Source organism: Pacificoceanicola onchidii (assembly GCF_004804335.1).
GTDB lineage: Bacteria > Pseudomonadota > Alphaproteobacteria > Rhodobacterales > Rhodobacteraceae > Pacificoceanicola > Pacificoceanicola onchidii.
Genome location: NZ_SRXY01000006.1, coordinates 112,909 through 134,873 on the forward strand (window position 1 = coordinate 112,909; position 21,965 = coordinate 134,873).

18 protein-coding genes and 1 tRNA gene are annotated in these 21,965 nt (G+C 62.6%); 17 read left to right on the forward strand and 2 right to left on the reverse strand.

Annotated features, from left to right (window positions below; genetic code table 11):
* The first annotated feature begins 28 nt into the window (after positions 1 to 28).
* From E4662_RS16135 to lpdA, 8 genes are read left to right on the forward strand one after another with little or no spacing between them, the layout of a single operon-like run.
* Positions 29 to 1,741 carry a thiamine pyrophosphate-binding protein gene (locus tag E4662_RS16135; protein ID WP_136442640.1) on the forward strand — a complete coding sequence of 571 codons (1,713 nt, stop codon included), beginning with the start codon at positions 29 to 31 and terminating at the stop codon, positions 1,739 to 1,741.
* 14 nt (positions 1,742 to 1,755) lie between these two features.
* Positions 1,756 to 2,529, forward strand: coding sequence for an SDR family NAD(P)-dependent oxidoreductase (locus E4662_RS16140; RefSeq protein ID WP_168798003.1), 774 nt, complete (start codon positions 1,756 to 1,758; stop codon positions 2,527 to 2,529).
* Between the two features lie 15 nt (positions 2,530 to 2,544).
* Positions 2,545 to 3,465 carry a transketolase gene (locus E4662_RS16145; RefSeq protein WP_136442642.1) on the forward strand — a complete coding sequence of 307 codons (921 nt, stop codon included), beginning with the start codon at positions 2,545 to 2,547 and terminating at the stop codon, positions 3,463 to 3,465.
* A 3-nt stretch (positions 3,466 to 3,468) separates the two neighbouring features.
* On the forward strand, positions 3,469 to 4,482 hold the full coding sequence (locus tag E4662_RS16150; protein WP_136442643.1) for a transketolase family protein: 1,014 nt from the start codon (positions 3,469 to 3,471) through the stop codon (positions 4,480 to 4,482).
* Between the two features lie 34 nt (positions 4,483 to 4,516).
* The gene (locus E4662_RS16155; RefSeq protein WP_206080303.1) at positions 4,517 to 5,938 is read left to right on the forward strand and encodes an aldehyde dehydrogenase family protein; all 1,422 of its coding nucleotides are present in this window, start codon (positions 4,517 to 4,519) and stop codon (positions 5,936 to 5,938) included.
* Positions 5,939 to 5,944: 6 nt separating this feature from the next.
* Positions 5,945 to 7,102 carry a mandelate racemase/muconate lactonizing enzyme family protein gene (locus tag E4662_RS16160; RefSeq protein WP_136442644.1) on the forward strand — a complete coding sequence of 386 codons (1,158 nt, stop codon included), beginning with the start codon at positions 5,945 to 5,947 and terminating at the stop codon, positions 7,100 to 7,102.
* Between the two features lie 15 nt (positions 7,103 to 7,117).
* On the forward strand, positions 7,118 to 8,992 hold the full coding sequence (locus tag E4662_RS16165; RefSeq protein WP_136442645.1) for a SulP family inorganic anion transporter: 1,875 nt from the start codon (positions 7,118 to 7,120) through the stop codon (positions 8,990 to 8,992).
* Positions 8,993 to 9,036: 44 nt separating this feature from the next.
* Positions 9,037 to 10,431 carry a dihydrolipoyl dehydrogenase gene (gene lpdA / locus E4662_RS16170; protein WP_136442646.1) on the forward strand — a complete coding sequence of 465 codons (1,395 nt, stop codon included), beginning with the start codon at positions 9,037 to 9,039 and terminating at the stop codon, positions 10,429 to 10,431.
* Between the two features lie 73 nt (positions 10,432 to 10,504).
* On the opposite strand, the gene E4662_RS16175 is transcribed toward lpdA, so the two are convergent.
* Positions 10,505 to 12,418 (reverse strand): FAD-dependent monooxygenase, encoded by a 1,914-nt coding sequence (locus E4662_RS16175; RefSeq protein ID WP_136442647.1) that lies wholly within the window; start codon positions 12,416 to 12,418, stop codon positions 10,505 to 10,507.
* Positions 12,419 to 12,572: 154 nt separating this feature from the next.
* On the opposite strand from E4662_RS16175, the gene E4662_RS16180 reads away from it, so the two are divergent.
* The 5 genes from E4662_RS16180 to E4662_RS16200 all read left to right on the forward strand — a co-directional run bounded on the left by E4662_RS16180 (position 12,573) and on the right by E4662_RS16200 (position 17,257).
* Positions 12,573 to 13,004: a MarR family winged helix-turn-helix transcriptional regulator gene (locus E4662_RS16180; protein ID WP_136442648.1), complete on the forward strand. Its 432-nt coding sequence runs from the start codon at positions 12,573 to 12,575 to the stop codon at positions 13,002 to 13,004.
* Positions 13,005 to 13,294: 290 nt separating this feature from the next.
* Positions 13,295 to 14,062 (forward strand): crotonase/enoyl-CoA hydratase family protein, encoded by a 768-nt coding sequence (locus tag E4662_RS16185; RefSeq protein ID WP_136442649.1) that lies wholly within the window; start codon positions 13,295 to 13,297, stop codon positions 14,060 to 14,062.
* Between the two features lie 4 nt (positions 14,063 to 14,066).
* On the forward strand, positions 14,067 to 14,549 hold the full coding sequence (locus E4662_RS16190; protein ID WP_136442650.1) for a MarR family winged helix-turn-helix transcriptional regulator: 483 nt from the start codon (positions 14,067 to 14,069) through the stop codon (positions 14,547 to 14,549).
* A gap of 2 nt (positions 14,550 to 14,551) precedes the next feature.
* Positions 14,552 to 16,369, forward strand: a complete 1,818-nt coding sequence (locus E4662_RS16195) for a feruloyl-CoA synthase (RefSeq protein ID WP_136442651.1) — start codon at positions 14,552 to 14,554, stop codon at positions 16,367 to 16,369.
* Positions 16,370 to 16,384: 15 nt separating this feature from the next.
* A complete protein-coding gene (locus E4662_RS16200; protein ID WP_136442652.1) occupies positions 16,385 to 17,257 on the forward strand; it encodes an amidohydrolase family protein in 873 nt (290 codons plus the stop codon).
* Between the two features lie 187 nt (positions 17,258 to 17,444).
* Here E4662_RS16200 and E4662_RS16205 read toward each other — a convergent pair.
* Positions 17,445 to 17,534, reverse strand: a tRNA-Ser gene (locus E4662_RS16205).
* Between the two features lie 219 nt (positions 17,535 to 17,753).
* Between E4662_RS16205 and E4662_RS16210 the strand changes: the two genes are divergently transcribed.
* The 4 genes from E4662_RS16210 (at position 17,754) to E4662_RS16225 (ending at position 21,890) form a co-directional block, all read left to right on the forward strand.
* On the forward strand, positions 17,754 to 18,683 hold the full coding sequence (locus E4662_RS16210) for an SPOR domain-containing protein (protein ID WP_240705220.1): 930 nt from the start codon (positions 17,754 to 17,756) through the stop codon (positions 18,681 to 18,683).
* A 308-nt stretch (positions 18,684 to 18,991) separates the two neighbouring features.
* Positions 18,992 to 20,158 carry a D-alanyl-D-alanine carboxypeptidase family protein gene (locus E4662_RS16215; protein ID WP_136442653.1) on the forward strand — a complete coding sequence of 389 codons (1,167 nt, stop codon included), beginning with the start codon at positions 18,992 to 18,994 and terminating at the stop codon, positions 20,156 to 20,158.
* Complete coding sequence (gene tmk, locus E4662_RS16220; protein WP_136442654.1) at positions 20,155 to 20,775, forward strand: dTMP kinase; 621 nt, start codon at positions 20,155 to 20,157, stop codon at positions 20,773 to 20,775. The genes E4662_RS16215 and tmk overlap by 4 nt, the downstream gene beginning before the upstream one ends.
* Complete coding sequence (locus E4662_RS16225; protein ID WP_136442655.1) at positions 20,772 to 21,890, forward strand: DNA polymerase III subunit delta'; 1,119 nt, start codon at positions 20,772 to 20,774, stop codon at positions 21,888 to 21,890. Before tmk ends, E4662_RS16225 begins: the two co-directional genes overlap by 4 nt.
* The last annotated feature ends 75 nt before the right edge of the window (positions 21,891 to 21,965 follow it).

Genomic DNA, 21,965 nt, shown 5'->3' on the forward strand with positions numbered 1-21,965 from the left:
CTGCGCGACGGCGCGCAAGGAGAAAAGAATGCCAGACACGGGCACAAAAACACTGAACGGCGGCGAGGCCATCGTCGACATGCTGCGCCGCTATGACGTGGACATGATGTTCGGCCTGCCCGGCGAGCAGACCCATATTCATGACGCCATTTATCGCCGCAACGACATGCGGCATGTTCTGGTGCGCCATGAACAGGCCGCCTCCAAGATGGCCGACAGCTATGCGCGCAGCACCGGCAAGGTCGGGGTCTGTGATGCCACGGTCGGGCCCGGCGCAACCAACCTGATTGCCGGCATTGCAGAGAGTTTCCTGTCCGGCATCCCGGTTGTGGCGATTGTCTCGGATGTGCGGGCGGACTGGCGCGGGCGCGACAGTTTTCAGGAGATTGATCAGGTCACCCTGTTCCGCTCCATCACCAAGAAGACTTTCTCGGTCGACCACATCGAGCGCATCCCGGAGTTCATCAACCGCGCATTCCAGATCGCCACCACGGGCCGTCCCGGCCCGGTTCTGCTGAGCGTTCCGATGACAACCCTGCGCGCATCGCATGACTTCGCAGAGGACGCGCTGCGCGCTGACACGCGCTACGCCACATGGCCCGCCAACCGGTCCTTGCCGCCCGAAGCGGAGATCGACGCGGCCATCGAGCTGATGCTGGCAGCGGAGCGCCCGATGATCTTTGCGGGCGGCGGCGTGATTGCCTCCGGGGCGGAGGCCGAGGTGCAGGAACTGGCCGAGTTGCTCGATATGCCGGTGACGACCTCCTACATGGGCAAAGGCAGCCTTGCGGAAAACCATCCTCTGGCACTGGGGCCATACGGGGTTCTGGGGCGGCCTTCTTCGAATGAGCATATCCTGAAGGCCGACTTTGGCCTCGCGCTTGGCACGCGGTTCAACAACGTGGTGACCGCCGCGTGGCAGATCCCGTCCAAGGCCACCCAGCTGGTCCAGATCGACATCGAACCGACGCAGGTGGGCCGCAACTACCCGGTCGCGCTGGGCCTGACAGGTGATCTGCGCGACACGCTGCGCGCCCTGTTGGCCAAACTGCGCACGGATCCCCGCGTGACACCGAAGACCGCCCAGCGCGATGCCGCTTCCGCTCTCACCGCCGTGTGGCGGCGCGAAAAGGGGATCGAGAGTGATCTGGCCCGGGACCTGTCCACCAAACCCGTGCACCCCATTCAGGTGATCCGCGCCATGCGCGAGGCCATGGGCGAGAGGGACGTTCTGGTCTGTGACAGCGGTTTCAACCAGATCTGGGGCGGACAGTATTTCGAGCTCCGCAGCACCGGGCGCAACTACCTTGGCCCACGGGGGTTTGGTGTCATGGGCTATGCCACCCCCGCCGCGATTTCCCGCGCGCTGACAACGCCGGATCAGAACGTGGTCTGCCTGACCGGCGATGGCGGCTTTGCCATGGTCATTCAGGAGTTGGAGACCGCCACCCGCGCCGGGGCCAATCTGACCATCGTGGTCATGAACAACTCCAACATGCAGTTCATCCGCGACAACCAGCGCCTGTTCTTTGACGCCCGCTATATCTCGACCGAGTTCAGCGAGTTGAACTACGCCGACATCGCCCGATCGTTTGGCTGCCATGGCATTCGTGTCGAGGTCAGTGGCGATCTCGATGCCGCCTTTGCCGAAGCCTTCGCCACGCCCGGCCCCACGGTCATTGATGTGCGCATCGACGATGACGCGGTGCCCGAACGCACCAGCCTGCAATCCTTCAAATGAGCATGGAACGCCAAATGAGTTCACTTTCCGGAAAAACAGCCGTGGTCACCGGCGGCGCGCGCGGCATCGGTCGTTCCATCGTCGAACGCTTCGCGCGCGAAGGGGCGGACATTGCCATCTGCGCCCGCACCCAAGGCGATCTGGACGACACGCGCGCCGCCGTTGAGGCGCTTGGGCGCAAATGCCTCGCCGTGGTCACCGATTTGTCGGATCAGGCCAGCACCAAGGCGTTTTGCGATGCTGTTCTGGCGGAGTACGGCCGGATCGACATTCTGGTGAACAACGCCGGGGTCTATCTCGACAAGGGCAAGATCGCGGAGGTCGACCCGGACGTCTGGATCAAGAATGTCGTCATCAACCTGCACGCGCCGTTTCTTGTCACGCGTCACCTGCTGGAGGCCATGAACGACGGGGCCAAGATCCTGAATTTCTCGACTGGCAAGGCGCTCAACCCCGGCAATGACGCCTCCTCCTATCACATCGCCAAGGCGGGCCTGCACATGCTGACCGGCTGTCTTGCCAATGAGCTCTGGCCGCGCGGGATCGACGTCAACAACATCGTGCCCGGCCCCACGGCAACAACCACTTTCAGCCGCGAGGATCCGGCCAATCGGTCCACGCCGGAGGCGCTGCTCGAAAGGTACAAGTCCGAGGTGCCAAACGGATTGCCGAAATGGGAGCGCGTCAAACACCCCGACGAAATCGCCGATCTGGCTTTCTGGCTCGTCTCCATGCCCGAAGGCGGCCCGACCGGCCAGACCTTCTCGCTTGCCCGCCGTCCATTGTGATCTGAGGAGAGGCTGATGGATAACACATGGCAAACCCAAACCCGGCGCGTGGCCTTTGGCGTGCGCAAACGAGTTCTGGAGCTGACCCTCAAGAACAACGGCTGTTATCTCAGCCAGACGTTGTCGAGCGCCGATGTTCTGGCCACGCTCTATACCAAGGCGCTCAACCTTGGCCCGTCAGAAGCGCCCTACATGCCCACGCTGCACCCCGGTGTTCCGGGCGAAAACGGCATCGAGGCGGGGTATGGGGCGACCTACAACGGCCCGCGCGGGCCGGAGAATGACCGCCTGCTGATCTCACCCGCGCATTACGCGGTGGCGATCTACGCCACGTTGGCCGAAACCGGGCGTCTGTCGCCGGAGGCCTTCTACAGCTTCAACACCGATGGCAGCACGGTCGAAATGATCGGGGCGGAGCATTCGCCCGGTTTCGAGCTGACCACGGGCTCCTTTGGGCAGGCCGTCAGCCAGGCCGGCGGGATCGCCTTTGCCAAACGGTTGCGCGGCGAAAGCGGGCGTTGTGTTGTCTTCATGTCCGATGGCGAACTGGAAGAAGGCCAGACCTGGGAAGGGCTGCAGTGCCTCGCCCACTACAAGATGGACAACGTGATTGTCATTGTCGACGTGAACGGCATGCAGTGTGACGGCGCGACGGCTGACATGATGAACGTGGAGCCGATCAACACGCGCATCGAAGCCTTCGGCTGCAAGGCTGTCGTGGTTGACGCCCATGATGTGGAGGCCATCGACGCGGCGATCAACGAGACGGAGCACGCGGGCCAACCTCTTGTGATCCTTTGCTATTCCAACAGCTCCGAAGGCATCCCCCTGCTCGATCATCGCAAGCCCAAGCTGCATTACGTGCGCTTCGGCAGCGCGGAAGAAACCGCGCAATACCAGGACTTCCTGGACAATTGGACATTCGAGGAGGCCTGAGCGATGGAAATGGTATCGAACCCGCACGCCCATAACATCGTGGCATTTGCCAAAGACCGGCCCGACGTCGTTGTGCTGTCCGGCGATCTGACCGTGGCCACCGAATGCCACAAGTTTCGGGAAGCCTATCCGGAGCGGTTCTTTGGCATGGGCATGGCGGAGCAGAACATGCTCAGCTGGGCCGGGGGCATGGCGCGCGAAGGGCTGAAACCCTTCATCCATACGTTTTCTGTCTTTCTTTACCGCCGCCCCTATGACCAGTTGCAGATGTCGGTGGCCTATCCGAACCTGCCGGTGCGGCTGGTCGGATTCCTGCCGGGATTGGACACGCCCGGCGGCGTGACGCACCAGTCGATCGAGGATATCGCGGCCCTGCGGCCAATCCCGAACATGACGATTTTCGAGGCCGGAGACGCGACGGATATCGAATCCCTGCTCGATCTCACCGACGACATTCCCGGCCCCGTGTACCTGCGCATGTTGCGGGGCGAGGTGCCGCGTTTGTTCGACGCGGACAAACCCACCCGGTTCAACACTGCGCGGGTTCTGAGCGAAGGCAGCGACATCACCCTGATCACCTCGGGGCGCTGCACCGAAGAGGCCATGCGCGCCACCTCTGTCATCCGCCAGCGCGGCGTGTCGATCAAACATCTGCACGTCACAACGTTGAAACCCTTCACCGATCCGGTGGTGCTGGAGGCGCTGGGCGCGCCCGGGTTCGGCATCATCACCATGGAAAACCACGTCCGGATCGGCGGGCTTGGCGGGGCAGTCGCGGAAATGATGACCGACCACGGGGTGGGCAAACGTCTGGTCCGGATCGGCATCGATGACACCTACTGCTCCGGCGCAACGCTGGCCTACCTCATGCGCAAACACGAAATCGACGCGCTCGCGCTTGTGCACCGGGTCGAGGAGATGATCAGCGAGAGGCTGAACATCTCCGAGGACGATCTCGCCGCCGCGCGCATCGACGATGTGAAATCCCGCTCCACCGAACAACTGGAGGCGCTGTGACGCCTGCCCGCCCTTGCACGAAGGACCCCCTGACATGACCTTGCGATACGATCACGCATCCGGATCTGAAAAGACCTATGACACCGTCAATCCGGCCGCCCCATCTGAAACGGTAGGCCGATATGCCATTCCCGACGAGGCCGAGACCGCCGCCATCATCACCCGCGCCAATGCCGCGGCGGCTGAATGGGCCCGGGTGCCGGGGCTGGAGCGCGGCCAGCGTTTGAATGCCTTCCTTGATGCGGTTGTGGCGAGGGTGGATGAGATCGCCGAGGCGATCACGCTCGAACAGGGCAAGATCCTTGCCGAGGCGAAGGCGGAAATCCTCAAAGGCTGCGCCGAAGGCCGGTTCATGGTGGGCGAAGCGGCCCGGATGGGCGCAACGCCGATTGCCGATGGCCGCCCGAACTTTTCCAACCAGATCCTGCGCCGCCCCCGCGGCGTGATCTTTTGCATCAGCCCGTGGAACTTCCCGGCGATGACGCCACTGCGCAAGATGTGCCCGGCCATTGCCTTTGGCAACGCGGTGATCATGAAGCCGTCGCAGTTCACACCCGCCGCCTCTTTCCTGCTTGAAGAGATCGCGCGCGCGCATCTCCCGGCGCACCTCTACCAAAACGCCATGATCAGCGGCCGCGCGGCCAGCGAGGTCATCGCCAAGGGCGATATCCAGGGCGTCAGCTTTACCGGCTCGGTCGAGGTTGGCAGGCTGGTCTATTCCGCCGCCGCCCAAAACCTGATCCCGGTCCAGTTGGAACTGGGCGGCAAGAACGCGGCGATCCTGAGCGATACAGATGATCTGGCAGGCGCCGTGCAGCAAATCGCAGCCGCAGCCTTCCAGACCGGGGGCCAGCGCTGCACCGCGATCAGCCGGGTTCTGGTTCAGCGCGATCTGGCCAAGCAGGCCAGCGCGCTGCTGGCCGAACGCGCGGATGCGATCACGCTGGGGAGCGGCATGGCGGACGGCGTTCAGATGGGTCCGCTGTGCAACCTGCCCCATTGGGACGGAGTTTGCGCGAACACGGCCAAGGCGATTGACGAAGGCTCAATTGCGCTGGCCGGAGGTGGCGCGGCGGAGGGTGCCGGGGCCGAGGGCGGTTATTTCTTCCGCCCGACGATCCTTGGCAATGTGGCCCATGACAGCACCGCCAGCCAGGTCGAGATCTTTGGCCCGGTGCTGTCAGTTCTGGAATACGACACTTTCGATCAGGCGATGGAGATGCTGAACGGCACGGAGTTCGGCCTGACTTCGGCGCTGTTCTCCAACAACAACGCCCATGTGCAGCGCTTCCTGAAGGAAAGCAACAACGGCATGCTGCACGTCAATCACGGCACGATCCCGGACAACAACATGCCCTTTGGCGGCATCAAGAATTCCGGTGTCGGCGCCTATTCCGTCGGCCCGACGGCGGTGAACTTCTACACCTCCGAACACGCTGCCTATGTGACGTGGTGATCCGTGATGCAGCCCGCTCTTGCTCTTGATGACAAAGGATTCACCCAGACCCTGACTCTGGACACGGTCGGGCTGTATCCTCTGCGCGCCGCCGGGGGCATCAGCCCTTCGATGGCTCTTGGCACCATGCCGACCCGGCCTGCCCTGCTGGTGTCATTGACCGACAGCCAGGGTTGCATCGGCTGGGGCGAGGTCTGGGCGAACTTCCCGCCCCGCGCCAACCTGCACAAGGCGCATCTGATCCAGGATGTGGTTGTCCCGAAGCTGGCGGGTCTGCGTTTCACCGAGCCGCGCGAGGCGATCAGCCAGTTGCGCGAGACGCTTTCGGTCTACTTCCTGCACATCGGGCAGGAGCAGGTGTTCGAGCATATTCTGGCCGGGCTCGACACCGCGCTTTGGGATCTGGCGCTGCGCAGTGCGGGGCGCAGCTTTGCCGAGCACATGCAGGTCAGCCCGCGTGCGCAAAGCTATGCAAGCTCGCTCAATCCCGATGATCTGGACGAAAAGCTTGCCGAACACGGGGGATACGGGCAGCGGCATTTCAAGCTCAAGCTTGGGTTCGGGGATGACGCCGATTGCGCCTTTGTTGCGCGCGCCGCAAGGGCCTGCCCGCCCGGGGGCCACCTGATGGTCGACAGCAATCAAAGTTGGGATCTGTCCCGCGCAACACGCATGTTGGACCGACTGGCGCCAAACGGCCTCCTCTTTGCCGAGGAACCCATGCCCGCCAATGCCCCTCTGTCCGAATGGGAAGCCCTTGCCCGTGCCAGCGACATCCCGCTGGCCGCCGGAGAAAACATCTACGGGATCAACAACTTCCTTGCGATGGCGGAGGCCGGGGTCCGGATCCTGCAACCGGACGTGGCGAAATGGGGCGGCCTCTCCGGGGCTTGCGATCTCGCCCGGGCCCTGCCGGACGGTGTACAGCTCTGGCCGCATTTCATGGGCACCGCTGTCGGACAGATGGCTGCCCTGTCGATTGCGGCGGCTGTCGGGGATAGCTCTGTCTGCGAGATGGACGTGAACGCCAACGTGCTGCGCACGGAGTTGTGCGGCGGGGCGCTTGGGATCGATCGGGGCGCAGTTGCCCTGCCAGCGGCCCCCGGCCTCGTGACGCCCCCCCGGACAGAGCTGCTCGAGCGCTTGGATGAAACCAGAAAATAAGGCCCCGCGCCGCTGATGCCCCAGTCATTCAAATCCTTGTTTGGCATGCCACGCCCGTGGTTTGCCGCCGTAACGCCTGACACGATGCGCGCGGATGCAATGGCTGGGCTGACCAATGCGGCGATTGTCCTGCCGCAGGGGGTGGCCTTTGCCGTCATCGCCGGGTTGCCGCCGGAGTACGGGCTGTTTACCGCGATGATCACCCCGGTGATCGCAGCGCTCTGGGGCATGTCGATGGTGATGGTCTCCGGCCCGACCACCGCCATTTCGGCCGTGATGTTCGCTTCGCTGTCGCAGCTGACACCACCCGACACGCCGGTGTACATCCATTTTGCTCTGACCCTGACGATAATGGCTGGGCTGTTCCAATTGCTGGCCGGTATTTTCCGGCTCGGCGGGGTGATTTCCTTTATCTCGCATTCGGTCATGGTCGGCTTCACCGCAGCCGCGGCCCTGCTGATCGGAGCCTCGCAGCTCGGCGGTGTTCTGGGCATCGCCGTGGAAAGCGGCGGCGGCGTGGTGGAGCGTGTGCTGCGGGTGATCGATCACCGGGACGCCTTCCAACCGCTTGCCCTGACGATTGCTGGCTTGTCCTTCGGGACCATCGTTGTCACCCAGCGCATCTCTCGCAGGATCCCGTCTTATGTCCTCGCCCTGGTCGTCGGGATTGCCGCCGGGGAGGCCCTTGGCGCGCGGGACGCCGGGATCGCCATGTTCGAGCCGCTCCCATCGATCATTCCAAGCCTGTCCGTCCCGCAAGTGACCCTCTCGCAAATCACCGAACTGATGCCTGCGGCCGTCTCCATTGCCTTTATCGGTCTTCTGGAGGCGATCAGTATTGGCCGGTCTTTTGCCATGCGCCGACACGAAGCCTACAACGCCAACCAGGAAATCATCGGCCAGGGCCTGTCGAACACGGTGGCCGGATTCTTTCAGGCCTATGCGGGATCGGGATCGTTCACCCGCTCCGCCCTGAATGCGGAAAGCGGGGCGCGCACGCCCATGTCGGCGGTCTTTGCCGCCGTGTTCCTGCTGCTGATGCTGTTCGTGGCCGCCCCTTTTGTCGACATGATCCCAAAACCGGCCATGGCCGGGATCATCCTGTATGTCGCGTGGCGACTGATCAGCTTCGAAGAAATCCGCCACATCCTGCGCGGCAGCAGCAGCGAAACGCTGATCCTGTGTCTGACCTTCATGACCGGCATTCTGACGGAGCTGGAGAACGCGATTTTCGTCGGGGTCCTGACCTCGTTGATCGTCTTCCTGCATCGCAGCGCCCACCCGCATGTGGCGGCGATTGCGCCGATCATTCACAATGGGCGGCGGATCATGCGCGGGGTCTTGTTCCACGATCTGGAGCAATGCCCGGAGATCATGATGTTGCGCATCGAAGGGCCGGTTTTCTTTGGATCGGTTGAACATGTGGAGCAGGAATTCCGCCGGTTCGATGGGCTGTTCCCCGGCCATCGGATCAAGGTTCTTGTTCTCAAAGGGCAAGGCAAAGTCGACTTTGCCGGCGTGGATCTTCTTGTCGAGGAAATCACGAAGGCGCGCGGACAGGGCGGCGATTTCCACCTCGTGATCGCGTACAAGGAAACCGTGACTGCGCTCGAACGGATGCGTCTGTTCGACGTTCTGGACCACAGCAACCTGCACCCGAACAAGGCCGAAGCGCTGGCGGCGGCGGTTGATCAGGTGGACCCGGCGGTCTGCGCGCGGTGCCAGATCCGGGCCTTTGTCGAATGCGGAACCCGGCCAGCCCCGGACGGGCATACCCCCGATCATCGCACGCCGGTCAAAGACGCATTGGGCCGGCCGGCCCCGGGCTTTGCCCCCGCGAAACGCTCTGGCGTGGCCAATCGTCTTCGCAAGAAAAGACCGCCGCAGTGACGCCCACCGCATCACGTCCCGGCCTTGAGCAACAGGAGACCCCCATGTCCGACACATCCTTCGACATGATTGTCATCGGCGCAGGCCCCGGCGGCTATGTGGCCGCCATCCGCGGCGCGCAGCTTGGGCTTAGCGTGGCCTGTATCGAGCGCGCGCATCTGGGCGGGATCTGCCTCAACTGGGGCTGCATTCCGACCAAGGCGATGCTGCGCTCAGCCGAAGTGCTGCATCTGGCCCGGTGCGGTCAGGAGTTCGGGCTGGACATCGCGCCGCCCAAGGCCGACCTGAACGCCATCGTCAAACGCTCGCGCGGCGTGGCGAAACAGCTCTCGGACGGGATCGGATTCCTGTTTCGCAAGAACAAGATCACCACGATCATGGGAGAGGCCCGCCTGACCGGGAAAGGCCGCGTTGCCGTTATCGGAGAAGACGGCGAACAGGTTTTGCAGGCCAAAAGCATTGTCGTCGCCACCGGCGCGCGGGCGCGGGCGCTGCCGGGGTTGGAGGCCGATGGCAAACGGGTCTGGACCTACAAGGACGCCCTCTCCCCGCCGCATGAGCCTAAAAAGTTGCTGGTGATCGGCTCTGGCGCAATCGGGATCGAATTTGCCAGCTTCTACAACAGCATCGGCGCGGATGTCACCGTTGTCGAGGCGATGGATCGGGTGTTGCCCGTCGAGGACGCGGAGATTTCCGGACTGGCGAAGAAAGCCTTTGAAAAACAGGGCATGACGATCCTTGAAGGCGCGAAAGTAACCCGGCTTGATCGCGGCGCAGACGAGGTGACAGCGCATTTGGAGACAAACGAAGGCAGCCAGACAGAGGTTTTCGACACGGTCATTTCCGCGGTGGGGATTGTCGGCAATGTCGAGGGGCTGGGCCTTGAACGGCTGGGCGTTCGGATAGACCGGAGCCACATCATGACGGATGCGCACTGCCGAACCGGGGTCGACGGGGTCTATGCCATCGGCGATGTGGCCGGAGCGCCGTGGCTCGCGCACAAGGCCAGCCATGAAGGCGTCATGGTGGCCGAGTTGATCGCCGGTCAAACACCGCATCCGGTCAAACCCGAAACCATCGCGGGATGCACCTATTGCAGCCCTCAGATCGCAAGCGTCGGCCTGACGGAAGCGCAGGCCATCGAAGCCGGGTTTGACATCCGCGTGGGCCGGTTTCCGTTTCAGGGCAACGGCAAGGCCATCGCGCTCGGTGAGGCGCAAGGGCTGATCAAGACCGTGTTTGACAGCAAGACCGACGAGCTTCTGGGCGCGCATATGATCGGGGCGGATGTCACGGAACTGATCCAGGGCTACGTGATTGGGCAAAAGCTCGAAACCACGGCACAGGACTTGATGGAAACCGAGTTCCCACATCCGACGCTCAGCGAGATGATGCACGAAAGCGTGCTGCACGCGTTTGATCGGGCCTTGCACATCTGACCGCCGCGCCCTCGCGCATTGCCGTCTGTTCAGGCAATGGTCATTGCAAACTGGCCAACGGCTCTATCGAGCATCAAAGCGGAGAACCGCTGCCGTAAACCCCTTCAAAGAAAGAAGAAAGCGCATCATATTCGTCTAATGGCAGCACATGGGCGATGTATTGGTCCGGGCGAACCAAGACCATGCATCCCTGCGCGCGGTCTATGCCGCGCATGTCAAAGATATCGCCACGCCCCTTGTGATCGACACAGAACACCTTCTCGCGGTCCTGCAGCGCCAATCGGCCCTTAATCGGCATCAGCAGACGCGGCAGATCATCAAGAGACAGCGCGTCAAAGCTCTCCTGGAACACCGCGCGCAGATCAAGGAACGCATCGATGTCCTCATCGGCGCGGGTGCCCCTCACAACCGGCGAGCGGGCATCGTGCTCAAGCCAGCGCGCCAGATCAAAGACAGCGTCATGGCGCGCGCCGCAGAAGGCATAGAGACGCCACCGGCCATCCGCTTCGGCCACATGGCCCAATTGCATCTGCTTCGCATCCGAGACCCGGACAACCGGCGCGGAATGAAACCGTTTGCCGATCTCCTGCCCCTTGGCCAAAGGCTGAAACGTGGGCGCTCCGATCAGGTTGGAGGCGTCGTATTTCACCGCAAGCCCCCCGGTGAATTCGAGGTTCTCCTTAAAGGCGCGGACAAAGCGCGGTTCGTCACCCGCGTCCAGTTCGCTTTGTCCCGGTGGGGCCGACATAATGCGTGCCCATGCGTGATCCGTGTCGATCAGGCGCTTCGCCTCGGCCCAGCGCTCTGCGGAATAGGAATGGAGCAGCTCTGGTCCTGCCCGTCCTTGCAAAACATGCGCCAGCTTCCAGCCGAGATTGAACGCATCCTGCATTGAGACGTTCATGCCCTGCCCTGCCTTGGGGCTGTGTGTGTGGCAGGCGTCGCCCGCCGTGAACACCCGCGGCGTTCGCGTGTCACCCTCGCCTTCCGGCACGTCGTCAAACCGGTCCGTCAGCCGGTGGCCGATTTCGTAGATCGACCACCAGACCACCTCTTTCACATCAACCGAAAAGGGCCGCATGATGCGGTTGGCGGCGGCGATCAGATCGTCTTGCGTGAACGCCTTTTCGGCCACCCTTTCGTCCGCGCGCAGCTTGTCCAATTCCACGTACATGCGGAACAGATAGCCGCCCTCACGCGGCAAAATAAGGATATTGCCTTCCGTGGCGGAGGCGATCAGGCACTTCTGTCGCACGTCCGGGAAATCCGTGTTCGCCAGAATGTCCATGACGCCCCAGGCCTGATGCGCCGCGTCACCATGCAGCGTGCCGCCTATCGCGCGCCGCACGTTGGAGCGCGCACCGTCACAGCCAACGACATAGTTTGCCCGAACCCTGTGCCGTTGCCCCCAGTCAACACCGGTGTCTTCCAGTGTGACCGTCACGGGGTAGTCCTCTGTTGAGGTATCGACCTGAACATCCGTGACCGCCCAGCTGTAATCGGGCGCGAGGCGCGACGGCGCGTTTGCCATGACATCAAGGAACAACTGATGCAGGCGGGCCTGATTGATCAGGATGTGCGGCATCTCCGAGGAATCGTCCGCCACATCCTGAACCCGGCCAATCCGTTTGATGTGTTCGGGGCGGGCCGGATCCGACATCCAGAAACTGGTCTGGTTGACCCAGTAGCTTTCGCGCATGACCTTGTCCGCAAATCCGAAGGCCTGGAACATCTCCATGGTACGGGTGTTGATCCCATCCGCTTTGCCCTTGTTGATATTGGCCGGATCACGCTCGACGATCATGGTGGTGATCTCGGGGAACTGGGCGAGCTGCGCGGCAAGGCAAAGCCCCGCAGGCCCCGTCCCGGCAATCAACACATCAACCTTCTGGGGCAGGCGGCCATACGCGTCCCGCTCCCGCCGGTTGGGCGCGGCTTCCTTGACGTCCGGATCACCGCCGCGAAATCCATCCAAGTAGAACTGCATAAGCTCCCCTCCCCCTCAAAACCTGGCAGGCACAAACTGATATGTATACTTATCACTTTCGCTCGCCAAGAATTAATATGCATACACACCATATTGCATCCTCTACGGTTCTGGAGGACACTTATGCGCACGCGCCACAAGTCTCGGGTTCTCCATGCATTCGACCGATATGGCAGGCCATCTGATCCGGCGTCTGCACCAGAAATCCACTCAGATCTTTGCCGCACGGCTGCAACAGGAAGGGATCGCGCTGACCCCGGTGCAGTTCGCGGCGATGGACGCCATTCAGGCCAACCCCGGCCTCGATCAGGCGCAGATCGCGATGCTCATCGCCTATGATCGGGCGACAATCGGAGGGGTCATTGATCGGCTGGAGAAGAAAGGGCTGGTGGAACGCAGCGTGAGCGCCAAGGACCGCCGGGCGCGCGTGGTCCGGCTTACGACAAGCGGCCAGCGCCTGTTTGAAACCGCGCTTCCCGTCGTGCGCGCGCTTCAGGACACTATCCTTGGCGGTTTGGACGATGACGACCGCGGTGCGTTCATGGAATTGGCAAAAATCATCCTGACGTCCGACGCGGCGGAATAAGGCATTTCAGAAAAGCTGTTGTGGCCCCTGATCGCGGTCAACACGGGCTTGCGGCGGTTCATCCTGAGCCTGCTGCTTTGCACCGAGTTGTGAACCGTCTTCCCCGAAAATGGGACGACTCGAATCGCACCCTGAGAGCGAAAACCACTTAAAATACTGAAATGACGTATAAAAAAACCCTTCCACATTTAGTTATGGTGTATAATTATTATGGCAGAAATCTAATCGTTCGGTTTGCTGCCGTTGTCACGGAACGAAGCCAAGTGCCTCGCCATACCACGGAGAGATAAATGACCAGTCCCCTGTTGGACATCGCCATTGACGGCAAGATCGCCACGCTGACCATGAACCGACCCGGCAAGCGCAACGCCATGTGCGAAGAGCTGCTGGGCGCGCTTCAGGCGTTCTATTTCAATCCGCCCAAGGGGGTGCGCGTGGTGATCCTGACCGGTGTGGACGGACATTTTTGCTCGGGGCTCGACCTGTCCGAACACGTCAACCGCTCTGCCGAAGAAAACCTTCATCATTCGCGTCATTGGCATGAGGTGATGGAGCAGATCCGCTTTGGCGGGCTGATCACGGTGTCCGCCCTGTTCGGCGCGGTGATTGGCGGCGGGCTTGAGCTGGCCTCGGCCACCCATGTGCGCATCGCGGAGGCCACGACGGTCTTTCAACTGCCAGAAGGGCGGCGCGGGATTTTTGTCGGCGGCGGGGCAACAGCGCATGTCGGACGCCTGCTGGGGCCGGACCGTATGCTGGAGATGATGCTGACCGGGCGGAAGTATGGCGCGGACGAAGGGCTGGCGCTTGGTCTGGCGCATTATGCGGTTGCTGACGGCGAGGCGCTGGCCCTTGCTCAACACCTGGCGGGCAAGATCGCCGACAATGCACCCATGTCCAATTACCTGATGGTTCAGGCCATTCCCCGGATCGGCGACATGTCCGCTTCGGACGGGTTGTTCACCGAGTCCCTCGCCGCCGCCCTGTCGCAAACCACCCCAGACGCTGAGGAAGGCCTGCGCGCCTTCCTTGAAAAGCGCGAACCGAAATTCCGGTGATGACATGAAGAGACCTGCGCCCGCACACCCTGACCCAGAGGCCATCCCGAAGGTTGACGACAGCACCTTGCGAGGCTTTGTCGGGTATCGCATGAAACGCGCTTTCAACGTGATTCAGGATGACCTGAGCAAGACGTTGAAACCGTTTGAACTCAGGATGTTGACCTATACGGCATTGATCCTGATCGTCGACAATCCGGGCCTGCGACAATCCCAGTTGGCGGATGCCATGGACGTTGAGCGGCCAAACCTCGTTGTGATCCTGGACGAACTGGAGCGGCGCGAGTTGATCGTACGGGACCGCGTTCCGACGGACCGGCGCGCCTATGCGCTGAAGGCCACGCTGGCCGGGCGCAGATTGTCGGAACAGGCGGTTGCCGCCGTGACGGCGCATGAAGACCGCCTGATGCGAGGTCTCGACGACGGGGCGCTTGAAACCCTGCGCCACGCCTTGAAAACGATCGAAGCCCGCAAGCGCAGGGACTGACCATGAAACGATCCTCACAGTTCCTGTCCCATGCGGTTTCGCGCGAGGATCGCCCCGACGGCACGATCCTGCTGCGCTCCGAGCATGACCTGGGGCCGGTGGCCGAAAAAACCGGTGTTTGGCTGCACGACTGGGCATTGAAAGCCCCGGATCGCACGTTCATCGCCGAGCGCAGCGGCGCGGTCTGGCGCGAGGAAAGCTACGCCAGCGCATTGCAGAAGGTGCGCGCCCTCGCCTCTGCGCTGCTGGCACGTGGCATGGGACCGGATACGCCGATCCTCATCCTGTCCGGCAACGGCGTGGATCACGGGTTGCTGACCCTTGCCGCGCAGTATGTCGGCGTCCCGACCGCCCCGATGGCCGAACAGTATTCGATGATCCAAGGCGCGCATGAACGGTTGCTCCATGCCATCGCGCTTGTCGGCCCTGCAATGGTCTATGCCATTGACGCGGCGCAATATGCAGAGGCGCTGGCACTGGAGGCCATGGCCGGGCTCGAAATTGTCGCGAGCCGAACTGGCGGCAGGACGGACGTCACCGCCTTTGACGATCTTCTAAAGGGCGACTGCAGCGTCGATCTGGACGCCGCCCATGACCGGGTTGGCCCGGATACTGTCGCCAAGATCCTGATGACCAGCGGGTCCACCTCCGCGCCCAAAGGGGTGATGACAACCCAGCGTATGATGTGCGTGAACCAGACCATGGTGGCCGACGCCCTGCCCTTCCTGCGCGCCCGCCCGCCGAAGATCGTGGACTGGCTGCCATGGAACCACGTGTTTGGCGGCTCGCATAATTTCAACATGATGCTGGCCAATGGCGGCAGTCTGTACGTGGATGATGGCAAGCCGGTCGCCGGGCTGTTTGACCGGACGCTGGAAAACCTGTCCTTGATGACCGGAACACTCAGCTTCAACGTCCCCGTGGGCTATGCGATGCTGCTTGGCGCTTTGCGGAAAGACGCCGCGCTGCGCCACCGGTTCTTTCGCGATCTTGATCTGGTTTTCTACGCAGGGGCGTCCTTGCCGCAGGACATCTGGGAAGGCTTCGAAGCCATGGCACAACAGGTCAAAGGGGAGATCCCTCTGATGACCTCCTCCTGGGGCCTGACAGAAACCGCCCCAGCCGCGATGATGCAGAGCGAACCCATCGACCGATCCGGTGTCGTGGGCGTTCCGCTGAACGGTGTGACGCTCAAGCTGATCCCCGATGACGACATGCGCTGCGAGGTTCGGATCAAGGGGCCAAACGTCATGAATGGCTATTTCCGCGACCCCGGGAGAACCGCGGAGGTCTTTGACGAAGAAGGCTATTTTGTCACCGGCGACGCGATGCGGTTCGTCGATCCGGATGATATGAACAAGGGCATGACATTCGATGGCCGGATTTCCGAGGATTTCAAGCTTCTGACCGGCACATGGGTGCGCGCGGCGCAATTGCGGCTCGACATGCTGGCCTGTCTTGCGCCGTTTGCGGCGGATCTCGTGATCACGGGCGCGGACCGCAACGAGATCGGCGTCATGATCTTTCCCGACCGCGCCGCGCTGGACGCGCAGGGCTTTGATCTTGAGGACGACGCGGGCGCTTTCCGGTGTGCTTTGCTGCAGGACAAGGTTCACCGCCGCCTCAAGGAACGGGCGCGGGAGACGTCCGGCAGTTCGGCCCGCGTAACCCGCGCCATTGTGCTCAGCGCGCCGGCCTCCCTGTCCGAAGGGGAAATGACCGCCAAGGGCAACCTGAACTTCCGCACGGTGCTGACGCGCCGCAAGACCCTGCTGGAGCGGCTCTATTCCGATGCCGACCCGGCGGTTGTGACGATCTGAACAAGGAGCAAAGCCATGGTAGACATCTCGAAAGTCCGGGCAATCGACATCCATACACATGCCGAAGAGCCTTGCGGGTGCCATTCGGACGATGGCTACGATGATCTTCAGGCCGCCATGGCCTCCTATTTCAATGCACCGATTGTCCAGCCCACCATCGCACAGACCGCCGCGCATTTCCGCGAACAGAACGTGGCGGCAGTGATCTTTCCGGTCGATGCCGAACGGGAGACCGGCTATCGCCGCTACTCCAACGACGAGGTACTGGCCGAGGTCCAGAAGCATGACGATATCCTGATCCCCTTTGCCTCCATCGACCCGTGGAAAGGCAAGATGGCTTTGCGCGAGGCGCGCCGTTTGATCGAAGATCACGGCATCAAGGGCTTCAAATTCCACCCGACGATGCAGGGGTTCTACCCCAATGACCGCATGGCCTACCCGTTCTACGAGGTGCTGGCGGAACACGGCTGCATCGGGTTGTTTCACACCGGGCAGACCGGGGTCGGCTCGGGCATGCCGGGCGGCAACGGGATGCGCCTCAAGTTCTCGAACCCGATGTATCTCGATGATGTGGCGGTGGACTTCCCCGACATGAAAATCATCATGGCACATCCCTCTTTCCCCTGGCAGGAAGAGGCGCTGGCGGTGGCCCAGCACAAACCGAACGTCTACATTGATCTCAGCGGTTGGTCGCCACGGTATTTCCCGCCGATCCTTGTGCGCTATTGCAACTCGGTCCTGAAGAAAAAGGTGCTGTTTGGTTCGGACTGGCCAATGATCACCCCGGAACGCTGGCTGAGCGATTTCGAAGCAATCGACATCAAGGATCACCTGCGCGAAGACATTCTGAAGAACAACGCAGCCCGGCTCTTGGGACTGATGGACTGACGGAGATCACGGTCCGGGCTCTCATCTTCGCGCCAGTCCCTGGTGCGGCGGGCACCTGAAACAGAGCCAAGCGTTCATTGATCAGCCGATTGGCGTATCACCCATACGGAACGAACCCGCCCGGCAACCTGTCACCAGAACGCAATACGTCACCCATCGGGGCGCAAATCAAGCGTTTTGAAAGCTGTGGCGGAGGCTCAGGGATTCGAACCCTGGGGACGCTCTCACGCCCAACGGTTTTCAAGACCGCCGCATTCGACCACTCTGCCAAACCTCCGGTGTTCGCCTGATACCCTCCCCAAAATGATTCTGAAAGCGCACGGTCGCGGGAAAATCCGCCTACCCCCTTGTCAGCAGGCTTTTCTTATGAAGCGCATCGCGTTACTGTGTCTTCCAACGGGCCGCAAAGTGTCCGATCGAGAGCAGTTGAGACCGGGGCAAAAGACCCTGGCTAATCCCGCGACAGCGTGCGCGGACATGAGGCGAGAGGCAAGTTATGAGCAGGTGGACCCATGCACTCCGCAGCAGGATGCTGCGCAATTCGGTGCTTATCCTTGGATTTTTCGCATTGTCGGCCTGTGCGGATGGCCAGATGCCAGCGTTCCTGCAAGGCAACGCAGGAGCCGACCAGGAAGTGTCGCGAGCAGCGTCCAACGATCTGGCCCCGGGTGAAACCATCGAGCGCGACATCGAAGCGCCGGATATTTTTGCCGCAAAAGAAGCTGGCCTGTGGGACGGTCGTCCTTCTCTGGGCGGTGTCTGGGTGGCGCACCCGGATGTGGATGAACCGGGCCGCGTGATCATTCGCAATGAAACCAACGGCAAGTTTGTCATTGGCGCGCTGTTCCGCCGGGAACGCCAGTCGCCGGGACCGCGGTTGCAAATCTCGTCTGATGCGGCGGCGGCGCTTGGCATGCTGGCCGGTCAGCCGAACAACATGAACGTGGTGGCGCTCAAGCGCGAAGAGGTGAAAGCCCAGCCGACGCCGCTGAGCGAACCAGTCGCGGGTGACAGCATTCCGCCCGCCCCCGAAGTGGCCGAAGGGGCCCTGCCCCCTGCCGGATCGGATCCGGTGATTTCCGGTGCGGCAGCCGCGATTGAAACCGCCTCGCTGGCCCCATCGAAGCCTGTTGCGGCAGCCCCGGCAGCTCCGAAACCGGCCGCTGCCCCGACGCCGAAGAAGCCGTCGACGCTGAAGAAGCCGTATATTCAGATTGGCATTTTCTCGATCGAGCAAAACGCCAAGAACACCGCCGTCGCCATGCGTCAGGCGGGCATGGTGCCGACGATCAAGAAGCACAACTCCAAGGGCAAGGTGTTCTGGCGTGTCATCGTCGGCCCTGCGCAGACCAAGGATGAGCTTTCGTCGCTGCTGACCAAGATCAAAGGCTCTGGGTTTACAGATGCTTATGCGGTCACGCACTGAGGCGTCAAAGTGATGTGAGACTGAACCCCCGGGCCGTTGGCGCGGGGGTTTTTCGTTGGTACGTGTTGGCAATTGGCGGTCAACCAGTCCCCCCGTCCCGGACTTGATCCGGGACCTCTCGGCCAAGAACAAGCCACGCGGTTATGCCGGACGCATGATGGCGTGGCGAGTGGAATGTCCCTCTCCGGCCCCCAAGCAACCCCTGCCCCATCCCGCCCCTCGCGAAACCTCGCCAACCCTGCGTGACAGCCCCGAAACTATCGGCCATAAATAGCCTGACTCGAGCAAACCCCATGAGGAGCAGATAAATGACCGCCCTCCCCCGCCTTCTGAGCGCCGTGGCCGCGCTGGCGCTTTCCGCAAGCCAGGCCATCGCGTTTGACACACGCGCCGAAGCCGCCTTTGTCATGGATCAGACAACCGGCACCGTGCTGATGGCCAAAAACGCAGACGACGCGCTCCCGCCCGCCTCCATGTCCAAACTCATGACGCTCTACCTCGCGTTCGAAGCGGTGCGGGACGGCAGGATGCGCATGGAAGAAGAGTTGCGAGTCTCGCAGCACGCGATGAACTACGGCGGCTCGACCCTGTTCCTGAAAGCCGGAGAGCGGGTGAGCGTCGAAGATCTGCTGCGCGGGATCATCGTTCTGTCCGGCAACGACGCCTGCGCCGTAATTGCCGAAGCGCTCTCGCCCGATGGCACGGAAGCCGGCTTTGCCCGGCTCATGACGCAGCGGGCGCAACAGCTTGGGATGACCTCGTCGGTCTTCAAGAACTCGAACGGCTGGCCGGCAAACGGGCATGTGATGTCCATGCGGGATCTGTCGCTGCTGGCGCGGCACCTGATCGAGGATTTCCCGGAATACTACCCGATGTTTGCGCAAGAAGAATTCCTGTTCGATCAGAAAGAGAGCCAGAACCGCTATAACCGCAACCCGCTTCTGGGCCTCGGGATCGGCGCGGATGGTCTCAAGACGGGCCATACGCAGGAAGCAGGCTACGGCCTTGTCGGCAGCGCAAAGCAAGGTGAGCGCCGGGTGATCTTTGCCATCACGGGCCTGAGCACAGCCAAGGCGCGGGCCGAGGAATCCGAGAGCATCGTCAACTGGGCCTTCCGCCAGTTCGCCGAGAAAACCGTTGTCACCAAAGGCACGGAAGTTGCCCGCGCTGACGTCTGGCTTGGATCAGACGACAGCGTTGGTCTGGTGGCGGACAAGGATCTGTCGCTGCTGCTGCCGCGCGCAACGCCCGGAGGCCTGAAAGCGGAGGTGGTGTATACCGGCCCGGTCGAAGCGCCAATCCGCGCTGGTCAGCAACTGGCGGAACTGATCATCTCGCCCGAAGGGCTGGAAGAAACCCGCGTGCCGCTGTTTGCGGCCAGCGCCGTCGAAGCGGGCGGCTTCATGGATCGCATTATGATCGTCAGCAAACACCTGATCGCACGGGTCCAGGACCAACCCGGGGAGAGCATGTGACCCGCCCCGGCCTGTTCATCAGTTTCGAAGGCATCGACGGCTCCGGAAAATCCACTCAGACGCAGGCGCTGGCCGCCTATCTGCGTGAAAAGGGCCATGAAGTGGTGCTGACGCGCGAGCCCGGGGGCAGCCCCGGTGCTGAAGAAATCCGCGCGCTGGTGCTGCAGGGCGAGCCGGATCGCTGGTCCGCCGAGACAGAGCTGCTGCTGTTCACCGCAGCACGGCGCGATCATCTGGAGCGGGTCATCTGGCCTGCGCTGGAGCGCGGCGCAGTGGTGATCTGTGATCGCTTTGCCGATTCCACGCGCATGTACCAGGGGCGCTCCGGCCTGCGCGACAAGGTCGATGCGCTGCATGATCTGATGATCGGTGTTGAGCCGGACCTGACCATCCTGATCGACATGGACGCGGCTGAAGCGCTGTCCCGCGCCAAGGCGCGCGCCACCGACGAAGAACGTTTTGAAGACTTTGGCCTCGGCCTGCAGGAGCAGATGCGCGCCGGGTTTCTGGAGCTTGCCAAGGCCGCGCCCGAACGCTTTTGCGTGATCGACGGCGCGCGCGTTCCGGCGGTGATCTGCGCGGACATCATTCTGGCCGTGGACGCGCGCCTGTCATGAGCGAGACCGCCCTGCCTGATCCCGATTGCGTCGCCGGTGCGCCGCACCCGCGCGAGACACCGCAGATCCTCGGGCAAGACGCGGCCGTCGCGGACTTTCTCACGGCCTATAACACGGGACGCCTGCACCACGGCTGGCTGATCACCGGACCGCGCGGCACCGGTAAAGCGACGCTGGCCTGGGCGATTGCGCGGTTCCTGCTGGCCACCCCTCCGGACGAGGGCGACGGGCTCTTTGGTGCACCGCCCCCACCCGAAAGCCTGCATATCGATCCCGAACATCCCGTTGCGCGGCGCATGTTGGCGCTGTCGGAGCCGGGGCTGTTCCTGCTGCGGCGCGGGGCCAACGACAAGGGTGACAAGCTGGCCGCTGAAATCCGTGTGGGCGAGGTCCGCAAACTGGCGAATTTCTTTGCCCTCTCGGCGGCGGATGGCGGACGGCGTGTGGTGATTGTGGATTCAGCGGATGAGCTGAACGTGCAGGCGGCCAATGCGATCCTGAAGATGCTCGAAGAGCCGCCCGCGCGCACAACCATCCTGATGATCTCGCACCAACCGGCGCGGCTTTTGCCCACCATCCGCTCGCGCTGCCGTGCGCTGCGGCTGGATCCTTTGGGCGCGGAAGACATGGCGGCTGCTCTGGCGCAGGCGGGTGTCGCAGTGCCCGAAACCGACGCGGCGGCCTTGACGGAACTGGCGGGTGGCTCTGTCGGGGAAGCGGTGCGGCTGTTGAACCTGGGCGGGTTGGAGCTTTACCGCGAGGTGCTTTCGGTGCTGGGCAGTCTGCCGAGCCTTGACCGGGCGCGGATGCTGACGCTGGCGGACAGCTGCGCCGGACGCGGCAAGGAAGACCGGCTGGACCTTTTGCTGACGCTGACCGACCAGATCACCGCCCGGATCGCCCGCACAGCGGCCACCGGGGTTCTGCCTTCAGGAGAAGCCGCGCCCGGGGAACACCAGACGCTTTCCAAACTCGGCCCCAACCCGGCGGCGGCGCGGCGGTGGGCGCAGGTGGCACAGGACGCAGGGGACCGCGCGCGTCACGCCCGCGCGGTGAATGTGGACCCGGCGGCCCTGGTCACGGATCTGTTTCTGCAATTGCAGAAGGCGGTGTGATCCCGGGGAAAAATTTTGCCGGGACAAAATTTTGATTGGGGGCCTTGCCCCCGCGCCGTACGGCGCTCCCCCAGG